Below are 25,295 nucleotides of genomic sequence, written 5' to 3'. Positions count from 1 at the left end.
CAGCCCGCTTCGGGAGGGGGATTAGCGGATATCCGCACCAATCCACTTTTCGGAAATGGCCTTGTAGGTGCCGTCGGCCATCATGTCGTCCAGAGCCTTCTGCATGGCGGCAGCAAGTTCCGGATTGTTCTTGCGCACGGCAATGCCGATGTCGTAGCGCGGCAGCTGGTCGTCCTTGACCTGCTTGATCGGCGCATTGCTTTTCGTGATGGCGACCAGAACCGGCACGTCGTCGGCGACAACCGCATCAATGCGGCCCGAGCCGAGGTCGAGCAGCATTTCCGGCAGGCCCTTATAGGTGCGAACGTCGTATTTGCCCTGTTCGCGGACCCACTTTTCAGAGGTTTCGCCAAGCGTCACGCCGATGGTCTTGCCTTCAAATTCCTTGAGCGAGGTGGCAGCGTCGTCCTTGCGGACGAACAGCGCCAGACCCGAACGGTAGTAAGGGCCGACAAAGGCAATGGCCTTCTTGCGTTCTTCGGTGATGCCCATCGAACCGACGATGGTGTCGTAGCGCCCCGTGACCAGACCGGCGATGATGCCGTCCCATGCCGTGGTGACGATTTCCGGCTCGACCTTCAGACGGTGTGCGATTTCAGAGCCGACATCGACGTCGAAGCCGACGACCTTGTTGGATTCATCCACAAAGCTGAAAGGAGGGAAAACGCCGGACAGGGCAATGGACATCTTGCCGGCCTTCTGGATCTTTTCCAGATCGTCGGCCTTGGCCGCATTCATGGAAAAGGTAAGACCGAGCGCCAGAAGCGCCGTGGAGAAAAATTTCGCGGTATTCATGTAGGTCAGTTCCCCATTTGAAGCCCCGGATAGCGGGACCGTGAAATCGCCATGTGCATTCGCTTGTTTTCGTGACCTTGTGACCGGTCCAAGCCGGGATTGGTCATGTGTTTCCATCGCGATCGACGTCTGGAAACCACCTGGGCAATCCCCTTGCCGAAAATGAATATCTGCAATCAGATTGACAAAAAAGAACATAAAGTGATTATTTTTATAAATTACTGCCGATATAGGCAGGGATGATTACGAAAAAGAAAGAGGGGAGTATGGACGAGCTTGACAAGAGACTGATTACGGAATTGCGCATCAACGGCCGCGCATCGGTGCCGCAGCTGGCCGAGCTTCTTGGTGTGGCGCGTGCGACGGCCCAGAAGCGGCTCGACCGCATGGTGGCCAATGGCGACATCAAGGGCTTTACGGTCCGTGTGCGCGACGATATCGGCAAGGACCAGATCAGGGCTTTCATGCTGATCGAAATGTCAGGCTCATCGCTCAAATCGACAATCAGCGCGATCAAGCGCGTGCCGGGGCTGACCGGTCTGTTCAACACCAATGGCATGTGGGATGTGATTGCCGAGCTGGAAGTGGCGACGATTTCGGAACTCAACGAGGTGATTTCGACGATCCGCTCGCTTCAGGGCGTCAGCAAAAGCGAGACCAACATCATGCTTGGCCCCGCCTGAACCTTGCCCGCTTACTTGCTTTCCACCTGATCGGAATCGAACCGAATGCGGCGTCCATCGGTTGACGCTCTATTCGCTTGAACGCCTTCCCGTCTTGTGCCAGCATTCAGGAGGAGGAGGATGGTCATGGTGTCGACACTGTCGCACATCAAGGAGATTGAGCGCGTCGCCATGGGCGGGGCCTCGGATCGTGATCGCCCTGTCATTCAATCCTGGCTGCGCTGCCTCAATGATTATCGGTTGAATCCTGCTCAAACGCAGGAAGCCTATATTGTACCCGACACACTGCTGCGGGAACATCGCGAGCAGTCGGAAGAACTTATCCGCATCGGGCGCACCGGCCTCGAAGCGCTGTTCAGACAGGTTGCCGATCAAAGCTATGTTCTGCTGCTGTCGGATGCGCGTGGCGTTACCGTCGAGTTCATGGGCGACCCCACTTTCGACAACCAGCTGCGCAAGGCGGGACTTTATCTCGGATCAGAATGGTCGGAAGACAGGGCGGGAACCTGCGCCGTCGGGGCCTGCATGGTTTCCGGCAAGCCGGTGATCATCCATCAGGACGACCATTTCGACGCCTCCCATATCGGCCTGACCTGCACAGCAGCGCCCATTTTCGATACGTTCGGCGATCTGTCGGCGGTGCTCGATATTTCGCAATTGCGCTCGCCGACCGCGAAGGCCAGCCAGCAGCTGGCGCTGCATCTGGTCGCTTCGACGGCGCGGCGGATCGAGCTTGCCAATCTGATGACCCGGGCGCGCGAGGATTGGGTTCTGCGTCTGGCGCGATTGCCGGATTTTCTGGACGTTGATCCTGATGCCGCAATGACGATTGATGGCAACGGCGTGATTACCGGCATGACGCATGGTGGTTTCGGCGCTGTTGCGCGCGGCATGAATCTCAGCACGGTCTCGACGAAGCACTTCATCGGGAAACCCATCTCCAGCGTCTTCGATATCGATATCGACCAGCTTCCCGCCCTGATGCGCGGACGGCCCAATGGCGAGCGCCTGCTCCGGGCGCGCAATGGTCTGGCGCTTTTTGCGAGCGCCATTGCGCCGGTTAGCAGTTTTCGCGCGCCTGCCACCAGCAGCGCATCGGTTCGGCTGCCTGCGGCGCTGCGCCAGTTGAGCTTTGGCGACCCGGCCATGGAGGCACTACAGGCCCGTGCCGCCAAACTGGCGGATCGTCGTCTGCCGATCCTCATCAAGGGTGAAACCGGCAGCGGCAAGGAATATCTGGCGCGAGCCATCCATGACAGCACCGCCAAGCCCGGTCCTTTCGTTGCGGTCAATTGTGCGGCCATACCTGAACAGCTGATCGAATCCGAATTGTTTGGCTATGTCCCCGGCGCTTTCACCGGCGCGATGCAGAAGGGGAAGACCGGGCTTATCGAGGCGGCTAATGGCGGCACGTTGTTTCTGGACGAGATTGGCGACATGCCGCTCGCCCTTCAAAGCCGGTTGCTGCGGGTGCTTTCTGAAAACGAAATCCAGCCGGTAGGCGCGCTGAAACCGAAGCCGGTCAGGTTCCGGCTTTTGTCGGCGTCGCACCGCGATCTGGCTGCGCTTGCCGCCGAAGGCCGTTTTCGCGAAGATCTGCTCTATCGGCTCAATGCCGCAACGCTGACCCTGCCGTCGCTGCGACAGAGACAGGATTTCGACAATCTGGTCGATCATCTTTTGCGCCGTATTGGCGAAGAAGAGGGCGAGACGATCAAGATTGATCGCGCTGCGCGAAAGGCGCTTGCCGCCTATGGCTGGCCGGGAAATCTGCGCGAGCTGGACAATACGTTGCGTGTTGCAGCGGCGGTTGCAACAGGCGCCACAATTACCACCGACTGCCTGCCTGAACATTTTCACGCCATGACAGCAGCGGAAAATGGCCGCGCCGATCAGCAGGTTTTGCGCCGTCAGCTTGACGAGTGCGGCAACAATATTTCCGCGCTGGCGCGAAAACTAGGCGTCAATCGTTCTACGATTCACCGCCGCCTGAAGCCGACACATTAATGCTGCAACAGGTGCAACACCTGTTGCACGATAGCTGTTGCATCGGTTGCGGCTACGATTTTTATTTCCAATAAAATAAAGCAAAAACAATATATTGGCGATTGCAAGCCATCTGGCACGCCGCTTGCATATCCTTCCCTGACGGGCCTTGGGAGAAGTCCGCTATCCACATCCATGGGAGGAAATTGCAATGCTTGAGAAAACACCGACAGTGCGCGTGCAGGCCCTTCTCGACAAGTTCGGCGCAGCGCTGGAAGGCGGGCGGATCGACGAAGCGGTTTCGATGTTTGCCGATGATTGTTATTGGCGCGATCTGGTTGCCTTCACCTGGAACATTAAGACAGTGGAAGGGCACGATCAGGTGCATGACATGCTGCAATCGCAATTGCAGCTGGTGAAGCCGACCAAATGGCTGGTGGCCGCCGGTGAAACAGCGACGGAAGCCGATGGCGTCACCGAAAGCTGGATATCCTTCGAGACGGAGGTTGCGCGCGGCTACGGTCTCATTCGGCTGAAGGGTGGCAAGATATGGACCCTTCTCACCGTCATGTCGGAATTGAAGGGTCATGAGGAAAAAACAGGCTTCACCCGACCGCTGGGCGCGAAGCATGGCCACGACCTTGGCGCCAAGACCTGGAAGGAAGAGCGCGAGGAGGAAGCCCGCACGCTCGGTTATGAAAAGCAGCCCTATGTGCTGGTGATCGGCGGCGGGCAGGGCGGCATTGCGCTCGGCGCGCGCCTGCGCCAGCTTGGTGTGCCGACGATCATCGTGGAACGCAACGAACGGCCGGGCGATTCATGGCGCAAGCGCTACAAGTCGCTCTGCCTGCACGATCCGGTCTGGTATGACCACCTACCCTATATTGACTTTCCGAAAAACTGGCCGGTTTTTGCGCCTAAGGACAAGATTGGCGACTGGCTGGAATTCTATACCAAAGTGATGGAGCTGAATTACTGGACGCGTTCCACGGTCAAGTCCGCGAAATGGAACGAAGACAAGAAGGAATGGTCGGTCGTCGTGGACCGCGACGGCGAGGAAATTATCCTGCGCCCAAAGCAGCTGGTTTTCGCAACCGGCATGTCGGGCAAGGCGAATATTCCAAACGTCAAAGGCCAGGAACGCTTCAAGGGCGAACAGCAGCATTCATCCCGCCACCCGGGGCCAGACGGTTACAAGGGCAAGAAGGTCGTCGTCATCGGGTCGAACAATTCGGCGCATGATATTTGCGCAGCCCTTTGCGAGGCGGGTGTGGATGTCACCATGGTGCAGCGGTCATCGACACATATTGTGCGCTCGGAACCCCTGATGAAGCATGGGCTCGGCGCGCTTTACTCGGAAGAGGCGGTGCAAAACGGCGTAACCACCGCCAAGGCCGACTTGATTTTCGCCTCGCTGCCTTATCGCATCATGCATGAGTTCCAGAAGCCGATCTATGACAAGATCCGCGAGATTGATGCTGATTTTTATGCTGCGCTTGAAAAGGTTGGCTTCCAGCTCGATTTCGGCTCGGACGGTTCGGGCCTGTTCCTCAAATATCTGCGGCGCGGCTCCGGCTATTATATCGATATCGGCGCTTCGCAACTCATCATCGACGGCAAGATCAAGCTGGCATCGGGACAGATCGAGGAAATCACCGAAAATTCCGTACGGCTTGCCAATGGAACCGAACTGCCTGCCGATCTGATCGTCTATGCGACGGGCTACGGTTCGATGAATGGCTGGGTCGCGGATATCATCAATCAGGAAACGGCGAATAAGGTCGGCAAGGTTTGGGGTCTTGGGTCGGAAACGCCCAAGGATCCGGGTCCATGGGAAGGCGAACAGCGCAATATGTGGAAGCCGACGCAGCAGGAAGCGCTGTGGTTCCATGGGGGCAATCTGCATCAATCGCGGCATTATTCGCAATATTTATCGCTGCAATTGAAAGCCCGCATGGAAGGCATCGATACGCCGGTCTATGGATTGCAGGCGGTACATCACCTGCGATAGAGCGATTGCGATGTTCGGGCTTTAAAAAAATGGCCGGGGTTTGCGCCCCGGCCAATCAATTCGAGCACTGTCTGCCTAAAAATTAAGCGGCTAGCGCTTCATCTTCCGAGGTCGGAACTTCGGAAATGGTCTTCAGCACCTGGGAGGCGATCTGGTATGGGCAGCCCTGTGAGTTCGGGCGGCGATCTTCAAGATAGCCCTTATAGCCATTCTTGACGAACGAATGCGGCACGCGGATCGAAGCGCCACGGTCGGCAACGCCGTAGGAGAACTTGTTCCACGGAGCCGTCTCGTGCTTGCCGGTCAGACGCAGATGGTTGTCCGGGCCATAAACGTCGATGTGGTCCTGCAGGTTCTTGTCGAATTGCGCCATCAGCGCTTCGAAATAATCCTTGCCGCCGACTTCGCGCATGAACTTGGTCGAGAAGTTGCAATGCATGCCCGAGCCGTTCCAGTCGGTGTCGCCCAGCGGCTTGCAATGGAATTCGATATCGATTTCATACTGTTCGCAAAGGCGAAGCAGCAGATAGCGCGCCATCCAGATCTGGTCAGCGGCGTTCTTGGAACCCTTGCCGAAAATCTGGAATTCCCACTGACCCTTGGCCACCTCGGCATTGATGCCTTCGTGGTTGATGCCGGCAGCAAGGCACAGGTCGAGATGTTCCTCAACGATCTTTCGAGCGACCGGGCCGACATTGCTGGAGCCGACGCCACAGTAATACGGGCCCTGCGGGGCAGGGAAGCCCTGTTCGGGGAAGCCCAACGGACGACCATTCTTATAGAGGAAATATTCCTGTTCGAAGCCAAACCACGCGTCGTCGTCTTCAAGAACGGTTGCGCGGCTGTTCGATGGATGCGGCGTGACGCCATCGGGCATCATGACTTCGCACATTACAAGCACGCCGTTCGTACGGGCCGGATCCGGATAGATGGCGACTGGCTTCAGAACGCAATCGGAGCTGCGGCCTTCGGCCTGCATCGTCGACGAACCGTCAAAGCCCCAGAGCGGCAGTTGCTCGAGCGTCGGGAACGCATCGAATTCCTTGACCTGTGTCTTGCCACGCAGGTTCGGTGTCGGAGTGTAACCGTCAAGCCAAATGTACTCGAGCTTATACTTTGTCATCGCCTAGTCTCTTTTATGATGGGTATTGAACCAACTCAGTAGGGGCAGCCACCATCAATATGCTCTTCCCTGCTTCTGCCTGTTTATATGCAAACGTCATGCCAGTTTCACAGTGCGGGCGATTTTTGACCGGGGCTAGGGGGTAAGGCTTTGAAAAGACGAAATTTATTAAATGGTCAAAACTCGAAGCGAGATTCCGCAAGTCAATGAAGGGCGCCAAGGAAGGAGGCGATTCAACAGGCGCTGACGGCAGATATGATTATAAAATAGGCATTCGTCTAAATAATCGCCATTGGTCGTGGCTTGAAGCGCGAAAAGCAGAGCCCAGACATCGCCCTTGTTTCATGCACCAGTGATGGTTTGTCTACCACCCGTCAGAGCGTGTTCTTTTGGATGCGCCCATCCTTCATGATAACAGCCAAACTTTCGGCGGGCTTTTCCAGCACGTGGATATCTTCAAGCGGATTGGCGTTCAAAACCAGAATATCTGCAAGCGCGTCCTTTTCAATCACGCCCAGCTTGCCCGGATAGGGGTTGCGCAGGTTGGAAAGGGTGAGGAGCGCCGCATTGCCGGACGTTGCCATGCGCAGCGCCTCGGCATTGGAATACCACTGGCTGAGATGGGTGAGCATGAAACTCTGCCGCGGAGCCAGCTGGGGTGAAAACAAAATGTCCGAACCCCAGGCGGTCTTGATCCCGTGTTTGCGAATGAGTTCGTACATATGCGGCGTCGCGGCAAATAGTTGCTCGGCCCTTTCGGCTGAAGGGCCGGTCAGGGTCCCCGTATCAGCCGCGCTCATGAACGGCTGCGTGCTGAGCCAGACATTCTTGTCGACAAACATCCGCGCGGTTTCATCATCCATCAAATGCGCATGTTCAATACAACCCACACCGACATTCAGCGAGCGCTGCACGGTATGCGGCGCATAGGCGTGCACTGTCATATAGGTGTTCCAGTCGCGCGCCACGTCATTGGCGGCGCGGATTTCGCTTTCGTCGAAAGTGGACATATCGAGCGGGCTGCGCGGTGATGAAACACCGCCGCCGCCGACCAGCTTGATCTGCGACGCGCCTTGCATCAATTGCTCGCGCACCCGCATCTTGAGGCTGCCCGCATCGTCCACGATGGCCGCGCCGCCGATCTTTTCGCCGAGGCTGAGTTCGTTTCCGCCGCGTGGAACCTCGAAAGGCATTCTAAGATCGCCATGTCCACCCGTCGTGGTGATCATCGCGCCGGAGGGATAAATGCGCGGCCCCGGAATAATGCCGTTATCAATCGCCTGTTTGAATGTGAAAACTGGCCCGCCCATGTCGCGCACCGTTGTAAAGCCGCGCTCAAGTGTGCGTTCGGCTTCGGCCGTGGACGAGGCGAATATGCCTGCGGGATCGCCGGTCAAAAGCACATTCAAAGGAACGGCTGCATAGAGAGTGTGCCAATGCGCGTCGATCAGGCCCGGCATCAGAACGCGCCCGCCGCAATTCACCACTGCTGCGCCTTCAGGAGGGGTGCTGTTCGTGGTGTCCACCGCGACGATCTTGTTGCCTTCGACGAGTATCTGGACATCGGCGCGCAGGCTGTCCGACTTGCCGTCAAACAGGCTGACCTGCCGAAACAGAACCTTGGGTGATGCACTGGTCGTCTGGGCGTGGAGTTTCCTCGGGGTGGCGGCAGCGATGGCGGTTGCCCCCAGCCCGGTAAGGAAGGAGCGACGTGAAAAACTGTCCAACCGGCGGGAGACCTGTTGCAAGGCCGGGCTGAAGCAGGAGCAGCCGGAGCCATGGACGAAGGATTGATATTTTTGTCCCAGCCGAAACATAACGGTTCCTCCTCAGTTACCGGAATGGTAAATTACAATAGCATCGAATGCTGTTTAGGCACGTTCAACTTGGTCCTGTTTCAGCCGATGCTTTCGGATTTTCGGTCAGGTCGTCGGACGGCTCGTCCCAGAGAAGCGGCTCTTCGTTCGACATCAGCGCGGCAATCCACGTGGTAGAGGGCGATGCTGCGCAAAAGACAATGACGGCGATCAGGATCGGAACGCCGATGAACGCGCCTGCAATGCCCCACATGAAGCTCCAGAAAAACACGGCGAATATGACCGCGAATGGCGAGATTGACAGTGATGCACCGGCCAGTCGGGGTTCCAGATAACTGCCGATCACGAACTGGATGACATTGAGGCTGAGAAACACCACCAGGGCGAATTGCCAGGAGTCGAACTGCACGATGGCGAACAGCGTCGGCAAGGTCGTCGCAAAGAGCGGACCCAGCACCGGAATATAGTTGAAGGAGAAGGCGATAGCGCCCCAGGCAGTCGCCAGTTCCAGACCTGCACCCAGCGCAAACAACCAGACGATGAGGCCCGTGAGGACACTGGCGAAGGTGCGCACCAGCATATAGCGCCGCAGTTTGGCGCCGATGATGCGGTTGCAGAGCAGGATCGTCTTGCCATAGGGCTGGGCGCGGGGAGAGGTGAGACGCTTGTTGAAGTCGTCCACTTCCAAAAGGCCCAGCATCAGGAAGATGAAGACGAGAAGCAGGAAGCCGGCAAAGCTGTTCAACCGTCCTGCCATGCCCTGCATGAAACGAACTGCCCACAGAACATCGAAACTGTCGGCCAATGGCCCGACAAGCGCAATGCCATGCTCCTCAAGCCAGCCGGTCCAGTTGAGATAAATGGCCTGCAAACGGTCGGCATTGATGAAAAACCATTGTCCGAGTTTGCTGACGCCCCAGACCAGTGATGAGCCCACGACGATCATCACGGCCATGGAGACCACCAGCGTTATCAGCAAAGCAAGGCCGCGCGGCATATAACGCTGCAGGATGGCCTGGCAGGGCCAAACCATGGCGATGATGAACAGCGAAAAGACCAGCGGCGCGAAAACGGATTGCGCCACATACATCAGGGCAAGGACCAGTATGGCCGGTACGATGGCACTGAACGTCCGCGTGCCTCCCGTCATTCGCACGGACCTTGCCTAGTAGTCCACGGCGTCGCGAATGATCGGGCAGGTCATGCAATGGCCGCCGCCGCGACCGCGCCCAAGTTCCGCGCCGGTGATAGTGATGACCTCGATGCCCTGTTTGCGCAGCAGTGTGTTTGCATAGGTGTTGCGGTCATAGGCAAAGACCACGCCGGGCGAGGCGCAGACAAGATTTGCGCCGCTATCCCATTGGGTGCGCTCGCGCATGTAATCATTGCCGCCGGTTTCGACGATGCGCATCTTCTTCAGGCCCAGCGCATCGCGAACCGTATCGACAAAGCTGCCCTTGTCCTTGTGCAGTTCGACGCCGCCCTTGCCGTCCGGGCGATAGGAGAAGGCAGCGATTCCGTCGACGATATCTGGATAAATCAGCACGCAATCCCGATCAGCGAAGGTGAACACCGTGTCGAGATGCATGGCGGCGCGCAGCTTCGGCATGGCCGCGACGATGACACGTTCCGCCGCGCCCTTGGCGAACAGAGCCTGCGCGACTTGACTGATCGCCTGCCTTGAGGTGCGCTCGCTCATGCCGATGAGTACATTGCCCCTGCCGATGGGCATCACATCGCCGCCTTCCAGCGTTGCAAGGCCCCAATCCTTTGTCGGGTCGCCCCACCAGACATTGACCTTGCCAGCAAAGTCGGGATGGAACTTGTAGATCGACGATGTGAGGATCGTTTCTTCATGGCGGGCTGGCCAATAGAGCGAATTGAGCGTGACGCCGCCATAGATCCAGCAGGTGGTGTCACGGGTATAGAGCGTGTTGGGTAGTGGCGGCAGCAGATATTCATTGGCCCCGGCGGCATCGCGGATCAGCGCTAGTTGTTCGCCGCCAATTTCCTCCGGAAATTCGGTCGTGGACAGACCGCCGATCAGCGTTTCGGCAAGCTCGCGGTTGGACAGGCCTTCCAGATAGGAGCGCACTTCATCGATCAGTCCGAGCCCGATCTGGTTGGGCACGATCTGATGATCGAGAATCCACGCCTTGGCTTCCGGCACAGCCAGCGTTTCGGCGAGGAGATTGTGCATTTCTAGAACTTCGATGCCGCGGTCGCGCATCTTGGTCATGAAGTCGAAATGGTCGCGCTTGGCATTATCGACCCACATGACATCATCGAACAACAGGTCGTCGCAATTGCTGGGCGTCAGGCGCTGATGAGCGCGCCCCGGCGCGCAGACAAGTACCTTGCGCAATTGGCCCACTTCAGAATGTACACCAAACGGAGTGTCGTTTGTCATGATGCTTCAACCTCCCTGTGCTTGATTATTCCCCGAACATTCAATGGGTGATGAGGCCGATCATCAGACCGTAGAAGCCGATCACACCGGCAATCACGGTGATCGCAAAGATGCCCAGTTCCACCGTGGTGAAAAGCTGCACCTTCTGTTCACGCCTTGCCCAGAAATAGAGGATCGTGCCGGGCACGAAGAGTACGGCCACCAGCAGCACATATTTGAGCCCCGCAGCGATGAACATGAAGATGGTATAGATCGCGGCAATCCAAGCGAAAACCTGATCGCGCCCGCGTCCGCGCGCATCGGCCTCATAACCTTCGCCGCGACGGGTCACGAGAATGCCGTAGCCTGCCACAAGCAGATAGGGCAAAAGCGAGGTCACGCTCGTCATGTCGAGCATGAAGTTGAACGCATCCCGCGACCAGTAGGTCGAGATGACGAACAATGAGACGACGATATTGGTCAGCCACAGCGCATTGGCCGGAACCCTGTTGTTGTTCTGCGCGGCGAAAAGTTTCGGCATGTCGTCCGATTTTGCGGCGGCAAACAGAACTTCGGCGCAGATCAGCGACCATGCAAGATAGGCACCGAGAACGGAAACCAGCACGCCGATGGAAATGAACACCGCGCCCCAATGGCCAACCACCGTTTCAAGAACGCTTGCGAGCGAAGGTTGCTGCACGGCGGCAATTGCCGATTGCGGCATGACGGCATAGGGCAGCAGCGTGACTGCAACCATCAGGCCCAGCACGCCGACAAAGCCGAGAATAGTGGCCGTGCCCACATCGGAACGTTTCTTGGCGAAGCGGGAATAAACGCTGGCGCCTTCAATACCGATAAACACGAAGACCGTGATCAGCATCGTGTCGCGCACCTGTGCGATCAGCGGCTTGGCAGGCATGTCCGGGCCGCCGAAGAAATTCTCGGCAAACTGATCATAGTTGAATGCAAAGATCAGCACGAGAATGAACACGATGATCGGCACGATCTTGGCCACGGTGACGATGGTGTTGATGAATGTTGCCTGTTCAACACCGCGCAGGATCATCAAGTGAAACGCCCAAATGCCAATAAGCGAAACGACGATGGCCGGAATGCTGCTGCCATCGCCGAAGATATCGGGAAAGAAGCGTCCGAGCGTGGAGCCGATCAGTACCCAGTAGAACACGTTGCCGAGACAACTGCCGAGCCAGTAGCCGAAAGCGGACAGAAAACCCATATAGTTGCCGAAACCGGCTTTGGCATAGGCAAAGACACCGGAGTCGATGGCGGGTTTTTTCTCCGCCAGCACCTGAAAGACGCGCGCCAGCATATACATGCCGGTGCCAGCGATCAGCCAGGCAATAATGGCTCCGAACGGACCGGTAGCCGCGCCAAAACGACCGGGCAGGTTGAAGATTCCTGCTCCGACCATCGATCCCACAACCATGGCGGTGAGCGCGAGAAGCGGAAGTTTCTGATTGTCGCCTGACGCCATAGTCCCCTCTCATTACAAAACGAATAAGAATAGATACGAAAGCAGTTCTGGGCAGATTATCGAGCAGTCTGAGATGGACGGGAGTTAGCTAAGGAGTTCCCTGTATATTAGTTATAATGAAGCTACTGCATGTCAGATAATAAGTAAACGGATATGATGTTGATAGCAGATGCTAATAAGACATATGTTTCAATCCGATACAATTGGATTTATATGTGAATAGGCGCGAAAGGGTGTTCGTCAAGGCCAGCATCCGGAAATAAATTTTCCAGAACTGATCTCTGAAATTGCTATGGGCGCGCTCAGCGGTGCTCGACCATCTGCGATTTGGCGACGACCTTGACGACCCAGTCTGCAAAAACGCGCAGGCGATTGCTGAGATGTCGGTTGGGCGGATAGACCAGATAGATCGGCATCGGGTCGATCTCCCAGTCTTCAAGGACGGTCCGTAAAGTACCTTTCTCCAGATCTTCCCGGACCATGAACAAAGGTGCCTGTGCGACGCCCAGACCGGCGCGGACCGCCGCCAGATAGGTGGTCGATTCGTTGGCGGCCACGACATAGCGCCCGTTGATCTCCACTTCTTCCGTGCCCCGCTTGAAGTAAAATGGCATTTGCTGGCCGGTCGAGGGGCGGAAATAGCCGACCGCATAGGTGCCATTGGCGAGGTCTGATGGGTGTTGCGGTGTGGAGCAGCGGTCCAGATATTCGGCGGAGGCGCAGGCGATGAAATGCATATCGCCGATGCGCCGGGCGATCAGCGACTGGTCGGTCAATTCACCGATGCGAATGGCGCAATCCACATTCTCGGCTACGTAATCGACCGGACGGTCCGATACGCCCAGATCGATCTGGATGTCGGGATAGCGCTGGTGAAACTCAATCAAGGCGGGGATGACAATCAGATTGGCGACGGCGCTTGCCATTTCCACACGCAGGCGACCTTTGGGCAAGGTCTGCGCGCTGGAGAGGCTGCCGTCGAGCTCCTGCAGATCGGCCAGCAGGCGTGCCGCGCGCTCGTAGTAAAGCGCGCCGTCCGGTGTTACGAGAACACGACGGGTCGTGCGATTGAGGAGTTTTGCGCCAAGATGGCTTTCCAATCCCTGAATGAGATTGCTGATGGTTGCCTTGGGCATGTTGAGCGAAGCGGAAGCGCGTGTGAAGTTGCCGGTTTCAACAACCCGGAGAAAGGCGCGCATGGCCGAGAGTTGGTCCATTGATCAATAACCGTCATTGTTCGAAATTTTGGATAGTGTAACCAATTCATAGGGACTATTCCAGATAATAGACAATGCTAATATCTGACCATGGCGGTTTGCCGCTATACACGAAAGCAAGAAAGATGTGCGAGAAGTTTACGGTTGGAACAATGCAGGCTGGCAATTGCGCCTGCACGGCACGCGTTTATCGCGGCGCCAAATTGCTTTCACCGCCGCCTGTGGTGCTGCATCTCCATGGTGGGGCCTTCTCGTCAGATTGTCCAGATACCTGCGAGGGTGTCGCCGAAGCTCTTGCCGATGCGGGAGCGGTGGTCGTCTCGCCGGAATACTCGTCGGTCTGTCTCAACCCGTTCCCGGCGGCGCTTGAGGTGGCCTATGCCATTTTGACTTCGATGCGTGCGCGTTGCCCGGAATTTGCACACAAGAAGTCGATGCTGTTCGTCGCCGGAGAAGAGGCGGGCGGCAATATTGCGGCCGGTTTGGCGCTTATGGCGCGAGATCAGAATCTGACGGATCTCAAGGGTCAGATATTGCTTTCGCCCATGCTCGACCCTTGCCTCGCAACGGCGTCTTTCCGCAAATACTGCCCGGAAGGCGCGGTGCAGACAATGTCGGACGGCTGGCAGCATTATCTCGGACAGTGCGGTGGGTTCACCCATCCCTATGCCGCGCCTGCACTATGTACGCGTCTTGCCGGTCTGGTGCCGACACTGCTCGTCACCAGTGCCGAATGTCCGATGCGCGACGAGACCCAGGCCTATGCCGAGCGGCTGCGTCAGGCAGGCGTGAAGGTTCAGTCCCATGTCCTGCCGGGTCAAGCTGGCTGGATACCGGAAAGCACCGTGGCCGACCATGAGTGGTCGCCACAGAAAGAAGCTCTTGTCGGCCTGTTCTCGGATTTCTTCCGGCGGGCCGGCGCAAAAGCAATAGCAGCATAACGTCAGTTCGAAAGTCCTCCCAAGCTTTCGCTTGACGATCAGAATGTAGCCGGCACTGACCGGCAAGGAGATACACATGACGTCGATCATTGGACGCCGGGCCCTGTGGGGCGCCGGCCTGAGTATCCTATTGTCTGCAGCTGGCGGTGGCGCCATTCTTTTCGGCGCTCCCCATCTGAAGGCGGACGCAGCGACGGATATGTCCGCGCCGCCGCCTGCCGTGCCGGTTTCGGTTGCCAAGGCGGAGTCCCGCCGTATTTCGACCTGGGAAGAATTTTCGGGTCGCCTTGAGGCCATCGAGCGGGTGGAAATTCGCCCGCGTGTCGGCGGCGCGATTCTGAAAGCGCATTTCCGTGAGGGCGCGCTGGTGAAGCAGGGCGATCTGCTTGTCTCCATCGATCCCGAACCCTATGCGGCGGCGGTCGAAAAAGCCAAGGCGCAGGTTTCCGCCGAAGAAGCGCGCGTGGCTCTGGCCAAGACGGAACTGGATCGCGGCCGTCAGCTCGTCACCACCCGGACGCTTGCCCAGAGCGGGCTGGACCAGCGGTCGAGCGCCTTTGACGAGGCGCAGGCAAGCCTGCGTTCTGCCAAGGCGGCACTCCGCTCCGCCGAACTCGACCTTCAATATACCGAAGTGCGTGCGCCGATCTCCGGTCGCGTTGGGCGTCTGGAAGTCACCGCGGGTAATCTGGTTGCCGCAAGCTCCGCTTCTCCGGTGCTCACCACGCTTGTTTCGGTCGACCCGATCTATGCAAGCTTCAGCGCCAATGAAGAAGTTGTCACCAAGGCGCTTGCCAAGCTCGCCGTATCTCCGGGCGGCAGCGCCATTGAACGCATTCCGGTTCAGATCGGCACAGCCGCCGATGACGGTACGCCGATTTCCGGGCATATCCAGCTGATCAACAATGAAGTGGATGCCACCACGGGCACGATCCGCGTGCGCGCCGCCATCGACAATCCGGATGGCAAGCTTATTCCGGGCCAGTTTGTGCGCATTCGTTTCGGCGAGCCGGAACCGGATGAAAAGCTGGTGGTGAGCGACCGCGCCATTGCCTCCGATCAAGACAAGAAATTCGTCTTCGTCGTGGGAGCGGACAACAAGGTTGAATACCGGCAGGTGGTGCTCGGTCGCAATTATGACGGCTTGCGCATTGTCGAAAGCGGCCTGAAGGCTGGCGAGAACATCGTCGTCAACGGCCTGCAACGCATTCGTCCGGGCGTGGTGGTCGCACCGCAGCCCGTAACCGAAACACTCGCTAAAAACTGACTTAGAACTGCGCGTCTGACGACGCGCGCAAATGCAAAAGCTCAGCCTATTCAGTCCGCGAGAACGCTTGTTCCCGCGGGCCGGGAGAGTCTTTGCCTTCCCGCTTAAGGGGGATAAAAGATGAACTTCTCACGCTTCTTCGTAGACCGTCCGGTCTTCGCCGGCGTTCTTTCGGTTTTGATCTTCGTGGCCGGTCTGATCGGCATGACAGGTCTGCCGATTTCGGAATATCCGGAAGTCGTGCCACCACAGATCGTGGTGCGCGCACAATATCCGGGCGCCAACCCTGCCGTGATTTCCGAAACTGTCGCCACACCGCTTGAAGAACAGATCAACGGTGTCGAAGGCATGCTCTATATGCAGAGCCAGGCGACAGCCGACGGCGTCATGACATTGACTGTCACTTTCGCTCTTGGCACCGATCCCGATCAGGCGCAGCAGCTTGTGCAGAACCGCATTTCGCAGGCCGAACCGCGCCTGCCGGAAGAAGTGCGCACGCTTGGCGTCACCACCGCCAAAAGCTCGCCTGACCTGACGCTGGTCGTTCACCTCATCTCGCCTGATGGCCGATATGACGTGAACTATCTGCGCAACTATGCCGTTTTGAACGTCAAGGATCGCATCGCGCGTATTCCGGGCGTCGGTCAGGTGCAGATATTCGGCGGCGGCGATTATTCCATGCGCGTCTGGATCGACCCGCAAAAGGCCGCCGAGCGCGGACTTTCCGCGAGCGATATCGCAAACGCGATCCGGCAGCAGAATGTGCAGGCCGCCGCCGGCGTGATTGGTGCTTCACCATCCGTTTCCGGTCTCGACCTCCAGCTGTCCGTCAATGCGCAAGGGCGTCTTCAGACACCGGAAGATTTTGCCAATATCGTGGTGAAGTCGGGCAGCGAAGGCGAGATCACCCGTCTTGGCGATGTCGCCCGCGTCGAGATGGGGGCTGCGGATTACTCGCTGCGCTCGTTGCTCGACAACAAGCAGGCGGTGGGCATGGGCGTGTTTCAGGCGCCGGGTTCAAACGCTTTGCAGATTTCGGAAAATGTCCATGCGGCCATGGCTGATCTGAAGAAGACCATGCCGGAAGGCGTGGATTTCGATATCGTCTATGACACGACCCAGTTCGTGAAGGCCTCGATCGAATCCGTCATTCACACATTGCTCGAAGCCATCGTTCTGGTGGTGATCGTGGTCATCCTGTTCTTGCAGACATGGCGCGCATCGATCATTCCGCTGGTCGCGGTCCCCGTTTCCATCGTGGGTACGTTTGCGGTCATGTATATGTTCGGCTTCTCCATCAATGCGCTCAGCCTGTTCGGTCTGGTGCTGGCGATCGGTATCGTCGTCGACGACGCCATCGTGGTGGTGGAAAATGTCGAGCGCAACATCGAACAGGGACTGTCGCCGGTTGAGGCGACCTATCGCGCCATGCAGGAAGTGTCCGGCCCGATCATCGCGATTGCGCTGGTGCTGGTTGCGGTCTTTGTGCCGCTGGCCTTCATTACCGGCCTTACTGGCCAGTTCTACCGTCAGTTCGCGCTGACCATCGCCATCTCGACGGTGATTTCGGCCTTCAATTCGCTCACCCTGTCGCCTGCTCTCGCAGCCCTGTTGCTGCGTGGTCATGATGCGCCGAAGGATCGTCTGACCCGCTTCATGGACAAGGCGTTCGGCTGGTTCTTCCGTGGCTTCAACCGCTTCTTCGGTGCAAGCTCGAATGCCTATGGTCGCGGCGTCGGCGCAATTCTCTCGCGCAAGTCGCTGGTGATGGGCCTCTATGTCGTGCTGCTCGGCGTCACCTTCGTCCTGTTCCGCGCGGTGCCCGGCGGCTTCGTTCCGGCGCAGGACAAGCAATATCTGATTGGCTTTGCGCAGTTGCCGGATGCGGCCACGCTCGACCGCTCGGAAGATGTCATTCGCCGCATGACGGATATTGCGCTTGACCAGCCGGGCGTTGCCAATGCCATCGCCTTCCCCGGCCTTTCGATTAACGGTTTCACCAACTCGTCGAATTCCGGCATTGTCTTCGTCACGCTGAAGCCGTTTGAGGAGCGAAAGACGCCCGACCTATCGGCGGGCGCCATCACCATGCAGCTGAACCAGAAGTTCGGCTCCATTCAGGATGCGTTCATTGCCATGTTCCCGCCGCCGCCGGTGCAGGGGCTGGGTACAACGGGCGGCTTCAAGTTGCAGCTTGAAGACCGCAACGGGCTTGGCTTCCGCGCGCTTGACGATGCCGCCAAGGCGTTTCTCGCCAAGGCCTATCAGACGCCGGAACTGGCCGGTCTCTATTCGAGCTACCAGATCAATGTGCCGCAGCTTTATGCCGATCTGGATCGTGTGAAGGCGCGCCAGCTGGGTGTGGCTGTGACCGACGTGTTCGAAACCTTGCAGATTTATCTGGGTTCGCTCTATGTCAACGACTTCAATGCATTCGGACGCACCTACAGCGTGCGCATTCAGGCCGATGCGAATTATCGTGGCCATGCCGAAGATATCGGCAAGCTGAAGGTTCGTTCGCAATCGGGCGAGATGATCCCGCTGTCGGCGCTCTTGAAGGTGGAGCAGACTGTGGGCGCGGAACGGGCCATCCGGTATAACGGCTTCCTGTCTGCCGATATCAATGGCAACCCGGCCCCAGGCTTCTCGTCTGGTCAGGCGCAGGCGGCCATCGAGCGGATCGCGCAGGAAACCTTGCCTGCGGGCATCGCCTTCGAATGGACCGATCTGACCTACCAGCAGATTCTGGCTGGCAATTCGGGCTTCCTCGTCTTCCCGCTGGCGTTGCTGCTCGTCTATCTGGTGCTGGCCGCGCAATATGAAAGCCTTGCCCTGCCTTTGTCGATCATCATGATTGTTCCGATGGGCATCATGGCTGCACTCACCGGCGTCTGGCTGACGGGGGGTGACAACAATGTCTTCACCCAGATTGGCCTGATAGTCCTTGTCGGCCTCTCGGCGAAGAACGCAATCCTGATCGTGGAGTTTGCCCGTGAGCTGGAACTTTCCGGTCGAAGTGTGGTGCAGGCCGCCGTTGAGGCCAGCCGGTTGCGTCTGCGCCCGATCCTGATGACCTCCATGGCCTTCATCATGGGCGTGGTGCCGCTGGTTACCTCCACCGGCGCGGGTGCGGAAATGCGCTCGGCAATGGGCATCGCGGTCTTCGCGGGCATGATCGGCGTGACGGCCTTCGGCATCTTCATGACGCCGGTGTTCTATGTGCTGATCCGCAAACTGAGCGGCGAGCGCCCGCTCAAACATTCGGGCGCGAAGATCGAAGCGCCGCATCTTGTGCCGGGCGAGTGACCGCAGCTTGCAGCAAAACAAAGGGCCGGAGCAATCCGGCCCTTTTCTTATGGTTACTGGCTGTCACTGAAGGCGCGAATGATTGCATCTTTCGAGCTGCCATTGGCGATCAGTGCTGCCAGCAGAATGCGCGCCTGACCGGGACGAAGTGTGCGGGCGTGGATCGCCCCTGCCGCAGCGAGATCGTGCCCGCCGCCACCGCCGCCATAGCCGGGCGTCAGCAGACCTTCCGGGACGCGGCTCGATACCACGACTGGGATGCCCTGTTCGGTGCAAAGCTTGACGGCTTTGACAATATCCGGTGTCGCATTGCCGGAGCCAAGGGCTGCCAGAACGATGCCGCGCGCGCCCGCAGCGACACTTGCCGCGACGTGAGTGGCATCACAGCCGGGATAAATGGCAACCGTATCGATACGGCTACCACCAATCGCTGACGGTAGCTTCATTTCCGGCAGCGCATCCAGCATACGCGCTGAACGAAACGCATCGGCGTTGTCGCTGCTGGCCTTGTAAGTCCCCCATGCAGGGAGAACCCGTTCGCCAAAAGCGATCAGCACGCCGCGTGCGGCGTTGCCCGGATCCATGGCAAGCCTTACCGCATTGGCCAGATTGGCAGGGCCATCGGCGCGGGGGCTATCGGCTGTAAATTGCGCGCCGGTAAAGATGACCGGCTTTGCAAGCCGGTGCTGGAGCTGCACAAGAAGCGCCGTTTCCTCCATGGAGTCGGTGCCATGCAGGACGACAACGCCGTTGATGTCGGCATTCTCGAGCGCTTTGCCGACCGCATCGCTGATATGCTGCATGTCCACCAGAGTAAGCGACGAGGAATCCTTCGCCATCAGGTCGATGGGGCGCAGGTCGACATTGAGATTAGGCAAGAGCGCGAGCAGGTTTTCGCCGGACAATGTCGGCGTGCTTGCGCCGTCATCACCGCGTTTGCTTGCAATGGTGCCCCCGGTGGCGATGACCGCCACCACGGGCTTGATCGGCGCTGTATTCACATTTCCCTCACTTGCTGCAGGCTCAGGACCTATTAATAAACTGGCACCCGAAATGACCAGAGCTGTCAGGAAAGATGCGAAGAAGGGGGTGGTTCGCCCGTTCTCTCTTTTTTGATGAGCGGCTCGACGCAGTAGATTGCCAATCACTCGTCCCGGCATTTCAGCGCCTGATGGATTTGGCCCATTCACCACGCGTCTGCGTCGAAAAATTTCGAAAATGAATAACATTTCGTTCGCCTCTATCCTTAAAACGGATAGCTTCTCACCACTCCCATCGAATTAACAGTCCCTGAAACTAGGTGCCAGCATGTATAGCACGTTCTGCAGCAAGTCTATGGATACGGTCGCGCATCATATACCATCCGATGATGAGGACCGGGATGATGATCAGCAGCGAGGCGATGGTCATGGTGCCGACCGGATAATCGAATGCCATCAGAACCAACACGCCGAGCAGGAAAGCAAGCGTCAGGATGCCTGTATAGGGCGCGCCGAACATCTTGAAATCAGGCCGTTCGATTTCGCCCCGGCGCGCAAGATACCAGAGCTTCAGCTGGCAGAGCACGATGACGCCCCATGCGGTGATGATGCCAAGTGCGGAGAGATTGAGCGCTATTTCGAAGGCATCCGAAGGCACGAGCGCATTGAGGATCACGCCGATCACCGTCACGACGGCAGTGACCGCAATGCCGATAAAGGGAACACCGTTCCTGTTCATCTTGGCGAGAGCCGAAGGCGCGGAACCGGAAACAGCCATCGAATGCAGAATACGGACGATCTTGCTGAAGAAGGTGACGAACGGTTCTCTCGGCAGAATAAGCCGTATTGGGCAGCAGCACCGAGCCGACAGCCTCCGTTCATTGCCATGTAGCTGTCAACTATCCAACAAGCTGCTAAGCAATTGTGGGAGTATTATCAATCCCGGCGGGCAAAACGAGCCGCGGCGAGCGATGCGACAAAAGCAATGGCTAGCATGGCGAAGGTGAATTCCGTCACCGCGTTCCAGCCACCGGCAAGCCAGAATATACCTCCAGCAGATCCCGCAATGCTGGAACCGAGATAGTAGGCCAGGAGGTAGAGCGACGACGCATGACCCTTGGTATGGAGCGCCAGCCGTCCGACCAGAGCGCTGGCGACAGAGTGGCTGACGAAGAAGCCCGCGGTCAAAAACACAATGCCGACGATGATCAGCGGCAAGGGCGCAAACAGTGTCAGCAGCACGCCGGTCGCTTCAAGGCCGAGACCGATGGGAAGGACAATGAAGTGGCCAAGCCTGTCGCCCATCCGGCCCGCGATCCACGATGCGGCGATGCCAAACAGATAGACCGAGAAAATGGCGCCAAGCGCCGTCTGGCTCAGACTGTAAGGCGCGGCGACAAGACGGAAGCCGATATAGTTATAGACCGTCACAAACGAACCCATGACCAGAAAGCCAATGGCGAAGAGCAGCGGCAGGGCCGGATTGCGAATATGGCCGATCCAGGCGCTGAGGTGAAACCGCGCATTCAGTCCTGGACGGGGGGTAAAATTCTGCGAGGCGGGCAGGAGCATCAGAAAGCCGATGGCCGAGGCAAGGCCGAGCAGCCCCATGCCTGCAAGGCCGACGCGCCAGGAGAAAAATTCAGCCAGCGTTCCGGTGATGACGCGGCCCGCCATGCCGCCAAAGGCGTTGCCCGCGATATAGAGACCCATGGACGCGCCCAGGCCGCGCGGGTCGATTTCCTCGGCAAGGTAGGTCATGGCAACCGCCGGAACGCCGCCGAGCAAAAGGCCCTGCAAGGCACGCAATGCCAAAAGCATGTGCCAGTCCGGCACGAGGGCGGCGGCGATGGTGCAAAGTGCTGAACCGAGCAGGGAGGCAAACATCAGCGAGCGGCGGCCAAAGCGTTCGGAAACGATAGCCGCGAAGAAAACGGCAAAGGCCAGAAAGCCCGTGGCCACAGAAAGCGACAGCGAGCTTGCCGCAGGCGTGATGTTGAAATCATGCGCGAAGAGCGGCATCAGAGGCTGCACGCAATAGAGCAGCGAGAACGTTGCAAAGCCTGACAGAAAGAGCGCGACACTGGCATTGCGAAATGCGGGCGTGCCCTTGACCAGATAGTGCTTTTTTTCCGGTGCTGCTGCAGATGATGTCGGAGCCGTGACCAGCTTGAGGGTGCTGTCTGCTGTTCTAACGCTATCGAGACTGCGTTCTTGGACGCGGGACATGACTTTGCCTTTTCAAATCCTCCCGAACCTTGATCTAGTCAAAAGCGCCCCATTTGTCTAATATATGGAACAGACAATTGTGATATGTTTTGGATATACCGATGGAATTGCGCCACCTTCGATATTTTCTCGCTGTCGCTGACGAGGGCAATTTCACGCGCGCGGCGGCCAATCTCGGGATCGGCCAGCCGCCCTTGAGCCAGCAGATCCGCGATCTGGAGAACGAAATCGGCGTCGCTCTTTTCCACCGGGTCCCCCATGGCGCGGAATTGACGGCGGCGGGTACGGCCTTTCGTGAGGAAGCGAAGGCGGCTGTCGCCGCTGCCGAAAAAGCCAAGCTTGCCGCGCAGAGCGCGGCGCGGGGCGAGACGGGGCGTCTGGCACTCGGATTTACCGCATCATCGGCCTTCAACCCGGTGGTGAGCGGAACGATCCGACAGTTTCGCGCCCGCTGGCCGGAGGTGCGGCTGACGCTCACCGAAATGAACACCAGCCTCCTGATGGAAAAGCTTGTGCGCGGCGAGGTCGATGCAGCTTTTATTCGGCCCGGTCTGGAAAACCCGAAGGATGTGCGGATGAAGCGCCTAGCCGATGAGCCGCTGCTGATCGCTCTGCCGAGCCATCACCGGCTGGCGGTGCATGAAACATTGCCGATTTCAGCACTGGCAAACGAGGCTTTCGTGCTGTTTCCACGTATGGTGGGTCTCAGCCTTTATGACGACGTGGTTGCTGCCTGCCGGAATGCCGGCTTTGAAATGATCGTCGCGCAGGAAGCGCCGCAAATGCCGTCGGTGGTCAATCTGGTCGCTGCCGACCTTGGCGTTTCCATCGTGCCGACCGCGATTGCGCAGATCCGGCTTGCGGGCGTGACCTACCGACCGATTGAAGGCGAACCGCTTTCCGCACGTCTGGCGCTCGCTTCCATGAAGAGCAACCACTCCCCATTGATCGACAATCTCATGAGCCTTTTGCCCAATCTGTGACCGCCCTGGGCTATTAAGTTGAGGGGAATGAGAAACTAAATGCCGCGCTGTACAAAATACTTGCTAACAGGCATTAGGGAAGGGCGCGTGTTCAGAGCTCTTTGAACACCGCCCTAGAGCATTTCCAGCAAAAGTGCGTAGCGTCTACGCGGGGAAATCAGTTCACTGGACTGATTTCTGATCCCGCTTCGATACGTAGGATAATGCGTAAAAACAAATAGATAGAGCGGTTCCACGATTCCGTTTTAACCGGAGCCGCTCTAAAGTGTAAGCCGAGATTTCGATGACCAGTTTGCTGAAGCGCTTTGCTGCCTATTATCAACCGCACAAGGGCTTGTTTGCGCTTGATTTCTCCAGCGCCGTCCTTGCGGGCCTGCTGGAGCTGGCCTTTCCCATTGCTGTGACGCTGTTCATCGACCGCCTGTTGCCAACCAACCAGCTTGGGCTGATTGCCATTGCGGTGGCTGGGCTGCTTGCGATCTATATTCTCAACGCCGGTTTGCAGGTCATTGTGACCTATTGGGGTCATATGCTTGGCATCAAGATCGAGACCGAGATGCGGCGCAAGGCCTTCGACCATCTGCAAAAACTGTCGTTTCGTTTCTTCGACGATCAGAAGACAGGGCATCTGGTCGCCAAACTGACCAAGGATCTGGAAGAGATCGGCGAAGTGGCTCATCACGGCCCCGAAGACCTGTTCATCGCCGTCATGACCCTGATCGGTGCTTTCGCCTTGATGCTCTGGATTCATGTGCCGCTGGCGCTGATTACCGCGCTGGTCGTTCCGCTGACGGCGATTGTGAGCATCCGCTATGGCAGCCGGATGACCTCGAACTGGCATGCCCTTTATGGCCGCGTCGGCGAGTTCAATGCGCGGATCGAAGAAAATGTCGGCGGCATTCGCGTCGTGCAGGCTTTCACCAATGAGGACCATGAACGCAGGCTGTTTGCGGAAAGCAATCGCAACTATCTGACGACCAAATTGCGCGCCTACAAGATCATGGCGGCTTCGATGTCGCTGTCTTATCTTTCGATGCGCTTTGTCCAGATCATCGTCATGCTCGCAGGCGCCTGGTTCGTCGTGCGCGGCCAGCTGTCGGAAGGCGGTTTCGTCGGTTTTCTGCTGCTTATCGGCGTTTTCTTCCGACCCATCGAAAAGATCAATTCGATCATCGAAACCTATCCGAAGGGCATTGCCGGTTTCCAGCGCTATTCTGCTTTTCTCGACACGGAGCCGGATATTGCCGACAGGCCTGACGCCATTTCCGTGCGGCGTCTGCATGGCGATATCGAATATAACGGCGTCAGCTTCGGTTATCGGTTGGAAAAGCCGCTGCTTGCCCATTTGACGCTGTCGATCCGGCCGGGCGAGACGGTTGCCTTTGTCGGCTCGTCGGGGGCGGGCAAGACGACGATCTGCTCTCTGCTGCCGCGTTTTTACGAAGTAACCGAAGGCGCGATCAGCATCGATGGCATCGATATTCGCGACATGACGCTGAAATCGCTGCGGTCCAATATTGGCATTGTCAGTCAGGATGTCTTCCTGTTTGCCGGAACGATCCGCGACAACATCGCTTATGGCAGGCTGGAGGCCTCGGAGGAAGAAATCCTCGAAGCGGCGCGCCGCGCCCGTCTTGATGATGTGATTGCCGCATTGCCTGCCGGTTTGGATACGGTTGTGGGCGAACGCGGCGTCAAGCTTTCGGGCGGCCAGAAGCAGCGTCTGGCTATTGCGCGCATCTTTCTGAAAAACCCGCCGATCCTGATCCTCGATGAAGCGACATCGGCGCTGGATACCGAAACTGAACGGGCGATCCAGCAATCCCTTGCCGATCTTTCTGAAGGTCGCACCACGCTGGTCATCGCACACCGGCTAGCAACCATAGTCAATGCAGACCGGATTGTTGTGGTGGAAGAAGGGCGCATCATCGAGCAGGGCGTTCACGACGAGCTGGTGGCCCGTGCGGGGGGACGCTATCAGCAACTCCACGCGGCGCAGGTCAACTGAACGTCTAAGGATTGACCATTTCAGCTGTCTGTATTGAATATACCGGCTCCGAATCTGGTCCGGGA

At 57.9% G+C, this 25,295-nt stretch carries 17 protein-coding genes and 1 pseudogene; 8 read left to right on the top strand and 10 right to left on the bottom strand.

The annotated features are described in order from the left end of the window. Positions 1–21 precede the first annotated feature (21 nt). Positions 22–795: an ABC transporter substrate-binding protein gene (locus JAU75_RS11620; RefSeq protein WP_199056676.1), complete on the bottom strand. Its 774-nt coding sequence runs from the start codon at positions 793–795 to the stop codon at positions 22–24. Between the two features lie 266 nt (positions 796–1,061). Between JAU75_RS11620 and JAU75_RS11615 the strand changes: the two genes are divergently transcribed. From JAU75_RS11615 to JAU75_RS11605, 3 genes are all read left to right on the top strand, one after another. Next, positions 1,062–1,478, top strand: coding sequence for an Lrp/AsnC family transcriptional regulator (locus tag JAU75_RS11615; protein WP_138786149.1), 417 nt, complete (start codon positions 1,062–1,064; stop codon positions 1,476–1,478). A gap of 126 nt (positions 1,479–1,604) precedes the next feature. After that, on the top strand, positions 1,605–3,485 hold the full coding sequence (locus tag JAU75_RS11610) for a sigma-54-dependent Fis family transcriptional regulator (RefSeq protein ID WP_199056675.1): 1,881 nt from the start codon (positions 1,605–1,607) through the stop codon (positions 3,483–3,485). Positions 3,486–3,675: 190 nt separating this feature from the next. Further along, entirely contained in the window at positions 3,676–5,475 is a 1,800-nt protein-coding gene (locus tag JAU75_RS11605) for an NAD(P)/FAD-dependent oxidoreductase (RefSeq protein WP_199056674.1), read from the top strand. A gap of 82 nt (positions 5,476–5,557) precedes the next feature. Here JAU75_RS11605 and JAU75_RS11600 read toward each other — a convergent pair whose 3' ends face one another. The 6 genes from JAU75_RS11600 to JAU75_RS11575 all read right to left on the bottom strand — a co-directional run bounded on the left by JAU75_RS11600 (position 5,558) and on the right by JAU75_RS11575 (position 13,516). After that, positions 5,558–6,598 carry a glutamine synthetase beta-grasp domain-containing protein gene (locus JAU75_RS11600; protein WP_199056673.1) on the bottom strand — a complete coding sequence of 347 codons (1,041 nt, stop codon included), beginning with the start codon at positions 6,596–6,598 and terminating at the stop codon, positions 5,558–5,560. 374 nt (positions 6,599–6,972) lie between these two features. Further along, the gene (locus JAU75_RS11595; protein WP_199056672.1) at positions 6,973–8,415 is read right to left on the bottom strand and encodes an amidohydrolase family protein; all 1,443 of its coding nucleotides are present in this window, start codon (positions 8,413–8,415) and stop codon (positions 6,973–6,975) included. Positions 8,416–8,479: 64 nt separating this feature from the next. Next, entirely contained in the window at positions 8,480–9,565 is a 1,086-nt protein-coding gene (locus JAU75_RS11590) for an AI-2E family transporter (protein WP_199056825.1), read from the bottom strand. A 15-nt stretch (positions 9,566–9,580) separates the two neighbouring features. Continuing rightward, positions 9,581–10,825 (bottom strand): arginine deiminase, encoded by a 1,245-nt coding sequence (gene arcA, locus JAU75_RS11585; protein WP_199056671.1) that lies wholly within the window; start codon positions 10,823–10,825, stop codon positions 9,581–9,583. Between the two features lie 40 nt (positions 10,826–10,865). Beyond that, positions 10,866–12,299, bottom strand: a complete 1,434-nt coding sequence (locus tag JAU75_RS11580) for a basic amino acid/polyamine antiporter (protein WP_199056670.1) — start codon at positions 12,297–12,299, stop codon at positions 10,866–10,868. 302 nt (positions 12,300–12,601) lie between these two features. Next, complete coding sequence (locus tag JAU75_RS11575; protein WP_199056669.1) at positions 12,602–13,516, bottom strand: LysR family transcriptional regulator; 915 nt, start codon at positions 13,514–13,516, stop codon at positions 12,602–12,604. A 125-nt stretch (positions 13,517–13,641) separates the two neighbouring features. On the opposite strand from JAU75_RS11575, the gene JAU75_RS11570 reads away from it, so the two are divergent. The 3 genes from JAU75_RS11570 (at position 13,642) to JAU75_RS11560 (ending at position 19,030) form a co-directional block, all read left to right on the top strand. Continuing rightward, complete coding sequence (locus JAU75_RS11570) at positions 13,642–14,457, top strand: alpha/beta hydrolase (protein ID WP_199056668.1); 816 nt, start codon at positions 13,642–13,644, stop codon at positions 14,455–14,457. 76 nt (positions 14,458–14,533) lie between these two features. Beyond that, positions 14,534–15,724: an efflux RND transporter periplasmic adaptor subunit gene (locus tag JAU75_RS11565; RefSeq protein ID WP_199056667.1), complete on the top strand. Its 1,191-nt coding sequence runs from the start codon at positions 14,534–14,536 to the stop codon at positions 15,722–15,724. Positions 15,725–15,844: 120 nt separating this feature from the next. Further along, positions 15,845–19,030, top strand: a complete 3,186-nt coding sequence (locus tag JAU75_RS11560; protein ID WP_199056666.1) for a multidrug efflux RND transporter permease subunit — start codon at positions 15,845–15,847, stop codon at positions 19,028–19,030. A gap of 53 nt (positions 19,031–19,083) precedes the next feature. Here JAU75_RS11560 and JAU75_RS11555 read toward each other — a convergent pair whose 3' ends face one another. From JAU75_RS11555 to JAU75_RS11545, 3 genes and pseudogenes are all read right to left on the bottom strand, one after another. Next, positions 19,084–20,031 carry an asparaginase gene (locus tag JAU75_RS11555; protein ID WP_371836158.1) on the bottom strand — a complete coding sequence of 316 codons (948 nt, stop codon included), beginning with the start codon at positions 20,029–20,031 and terminating at the stop codon, positions 19,084–19,086. A 295-nt stretch (positions 20,032–20,326) separates the two neighbouring features. Further along, positions 20,327–20,806: pseudogene (locus tag JAU75_RS11550) on the bottom strand (amino acid permease); the annotation flags it as partial. 140 nt (positions 20,807–20,946) lie between these two features. After that, complete coding sequence (locus tag JAU75_RS11545; RefSeq protein WP_199056664.1) at positions 20,947–22,239, bottom strand: MFS transporter; 1,293 nt, start codon at positions 22,237–22,239, stop codon at positions 20,947–20,949. A 101-nt stretch (positions 22,240–22,340) separates the two neighbouring features. Here JAU75_RS11545 and JAU75_RS11540 point away from each other — a divergent pair, with 101 nt between their 5' ends. Further along, positions 22,341–23,222 (top strand): LysR family transcriptional regulator, encoded by an 882-nt coding sequence (locus tag JAU75_RS11540; RefSeq protein WP_199056663.1) that lies wholly within the window; start codon positions 22,341–22,343, stop codon positions 23,220–23,222. Positions 23,223–23,505: 283 nt separating this feature from the next. Beyond that, positions 23,506–25,230: an ABC transporter ATP-binding protein gene (locus tag JAU75_RS11535; RefSeq protein ID WP_199056662.1), complete on the top strand. Its 1,725-nt coding sequence runs from the start codon at positions 23,506–23,508 to the stop codon at positions 25,228–25,230. Positions 25,231–25,295: the final 65 nt, after the last annotated feature.

Origin of the sequence: Ochrobactrum sp. Q0168 (genome assembly GCF_016427605.1) — a bacterium.
Lineage (GTDB): Bacteria > Pseudomonadota > Alphaproteobacteria > Rhizobiales > Rhizobiaceae > Brucella.
Note: the sequence above shows the minus strand (reverse complement) of the source record. Positions and strands in the feature narration are given on the sequence as shown.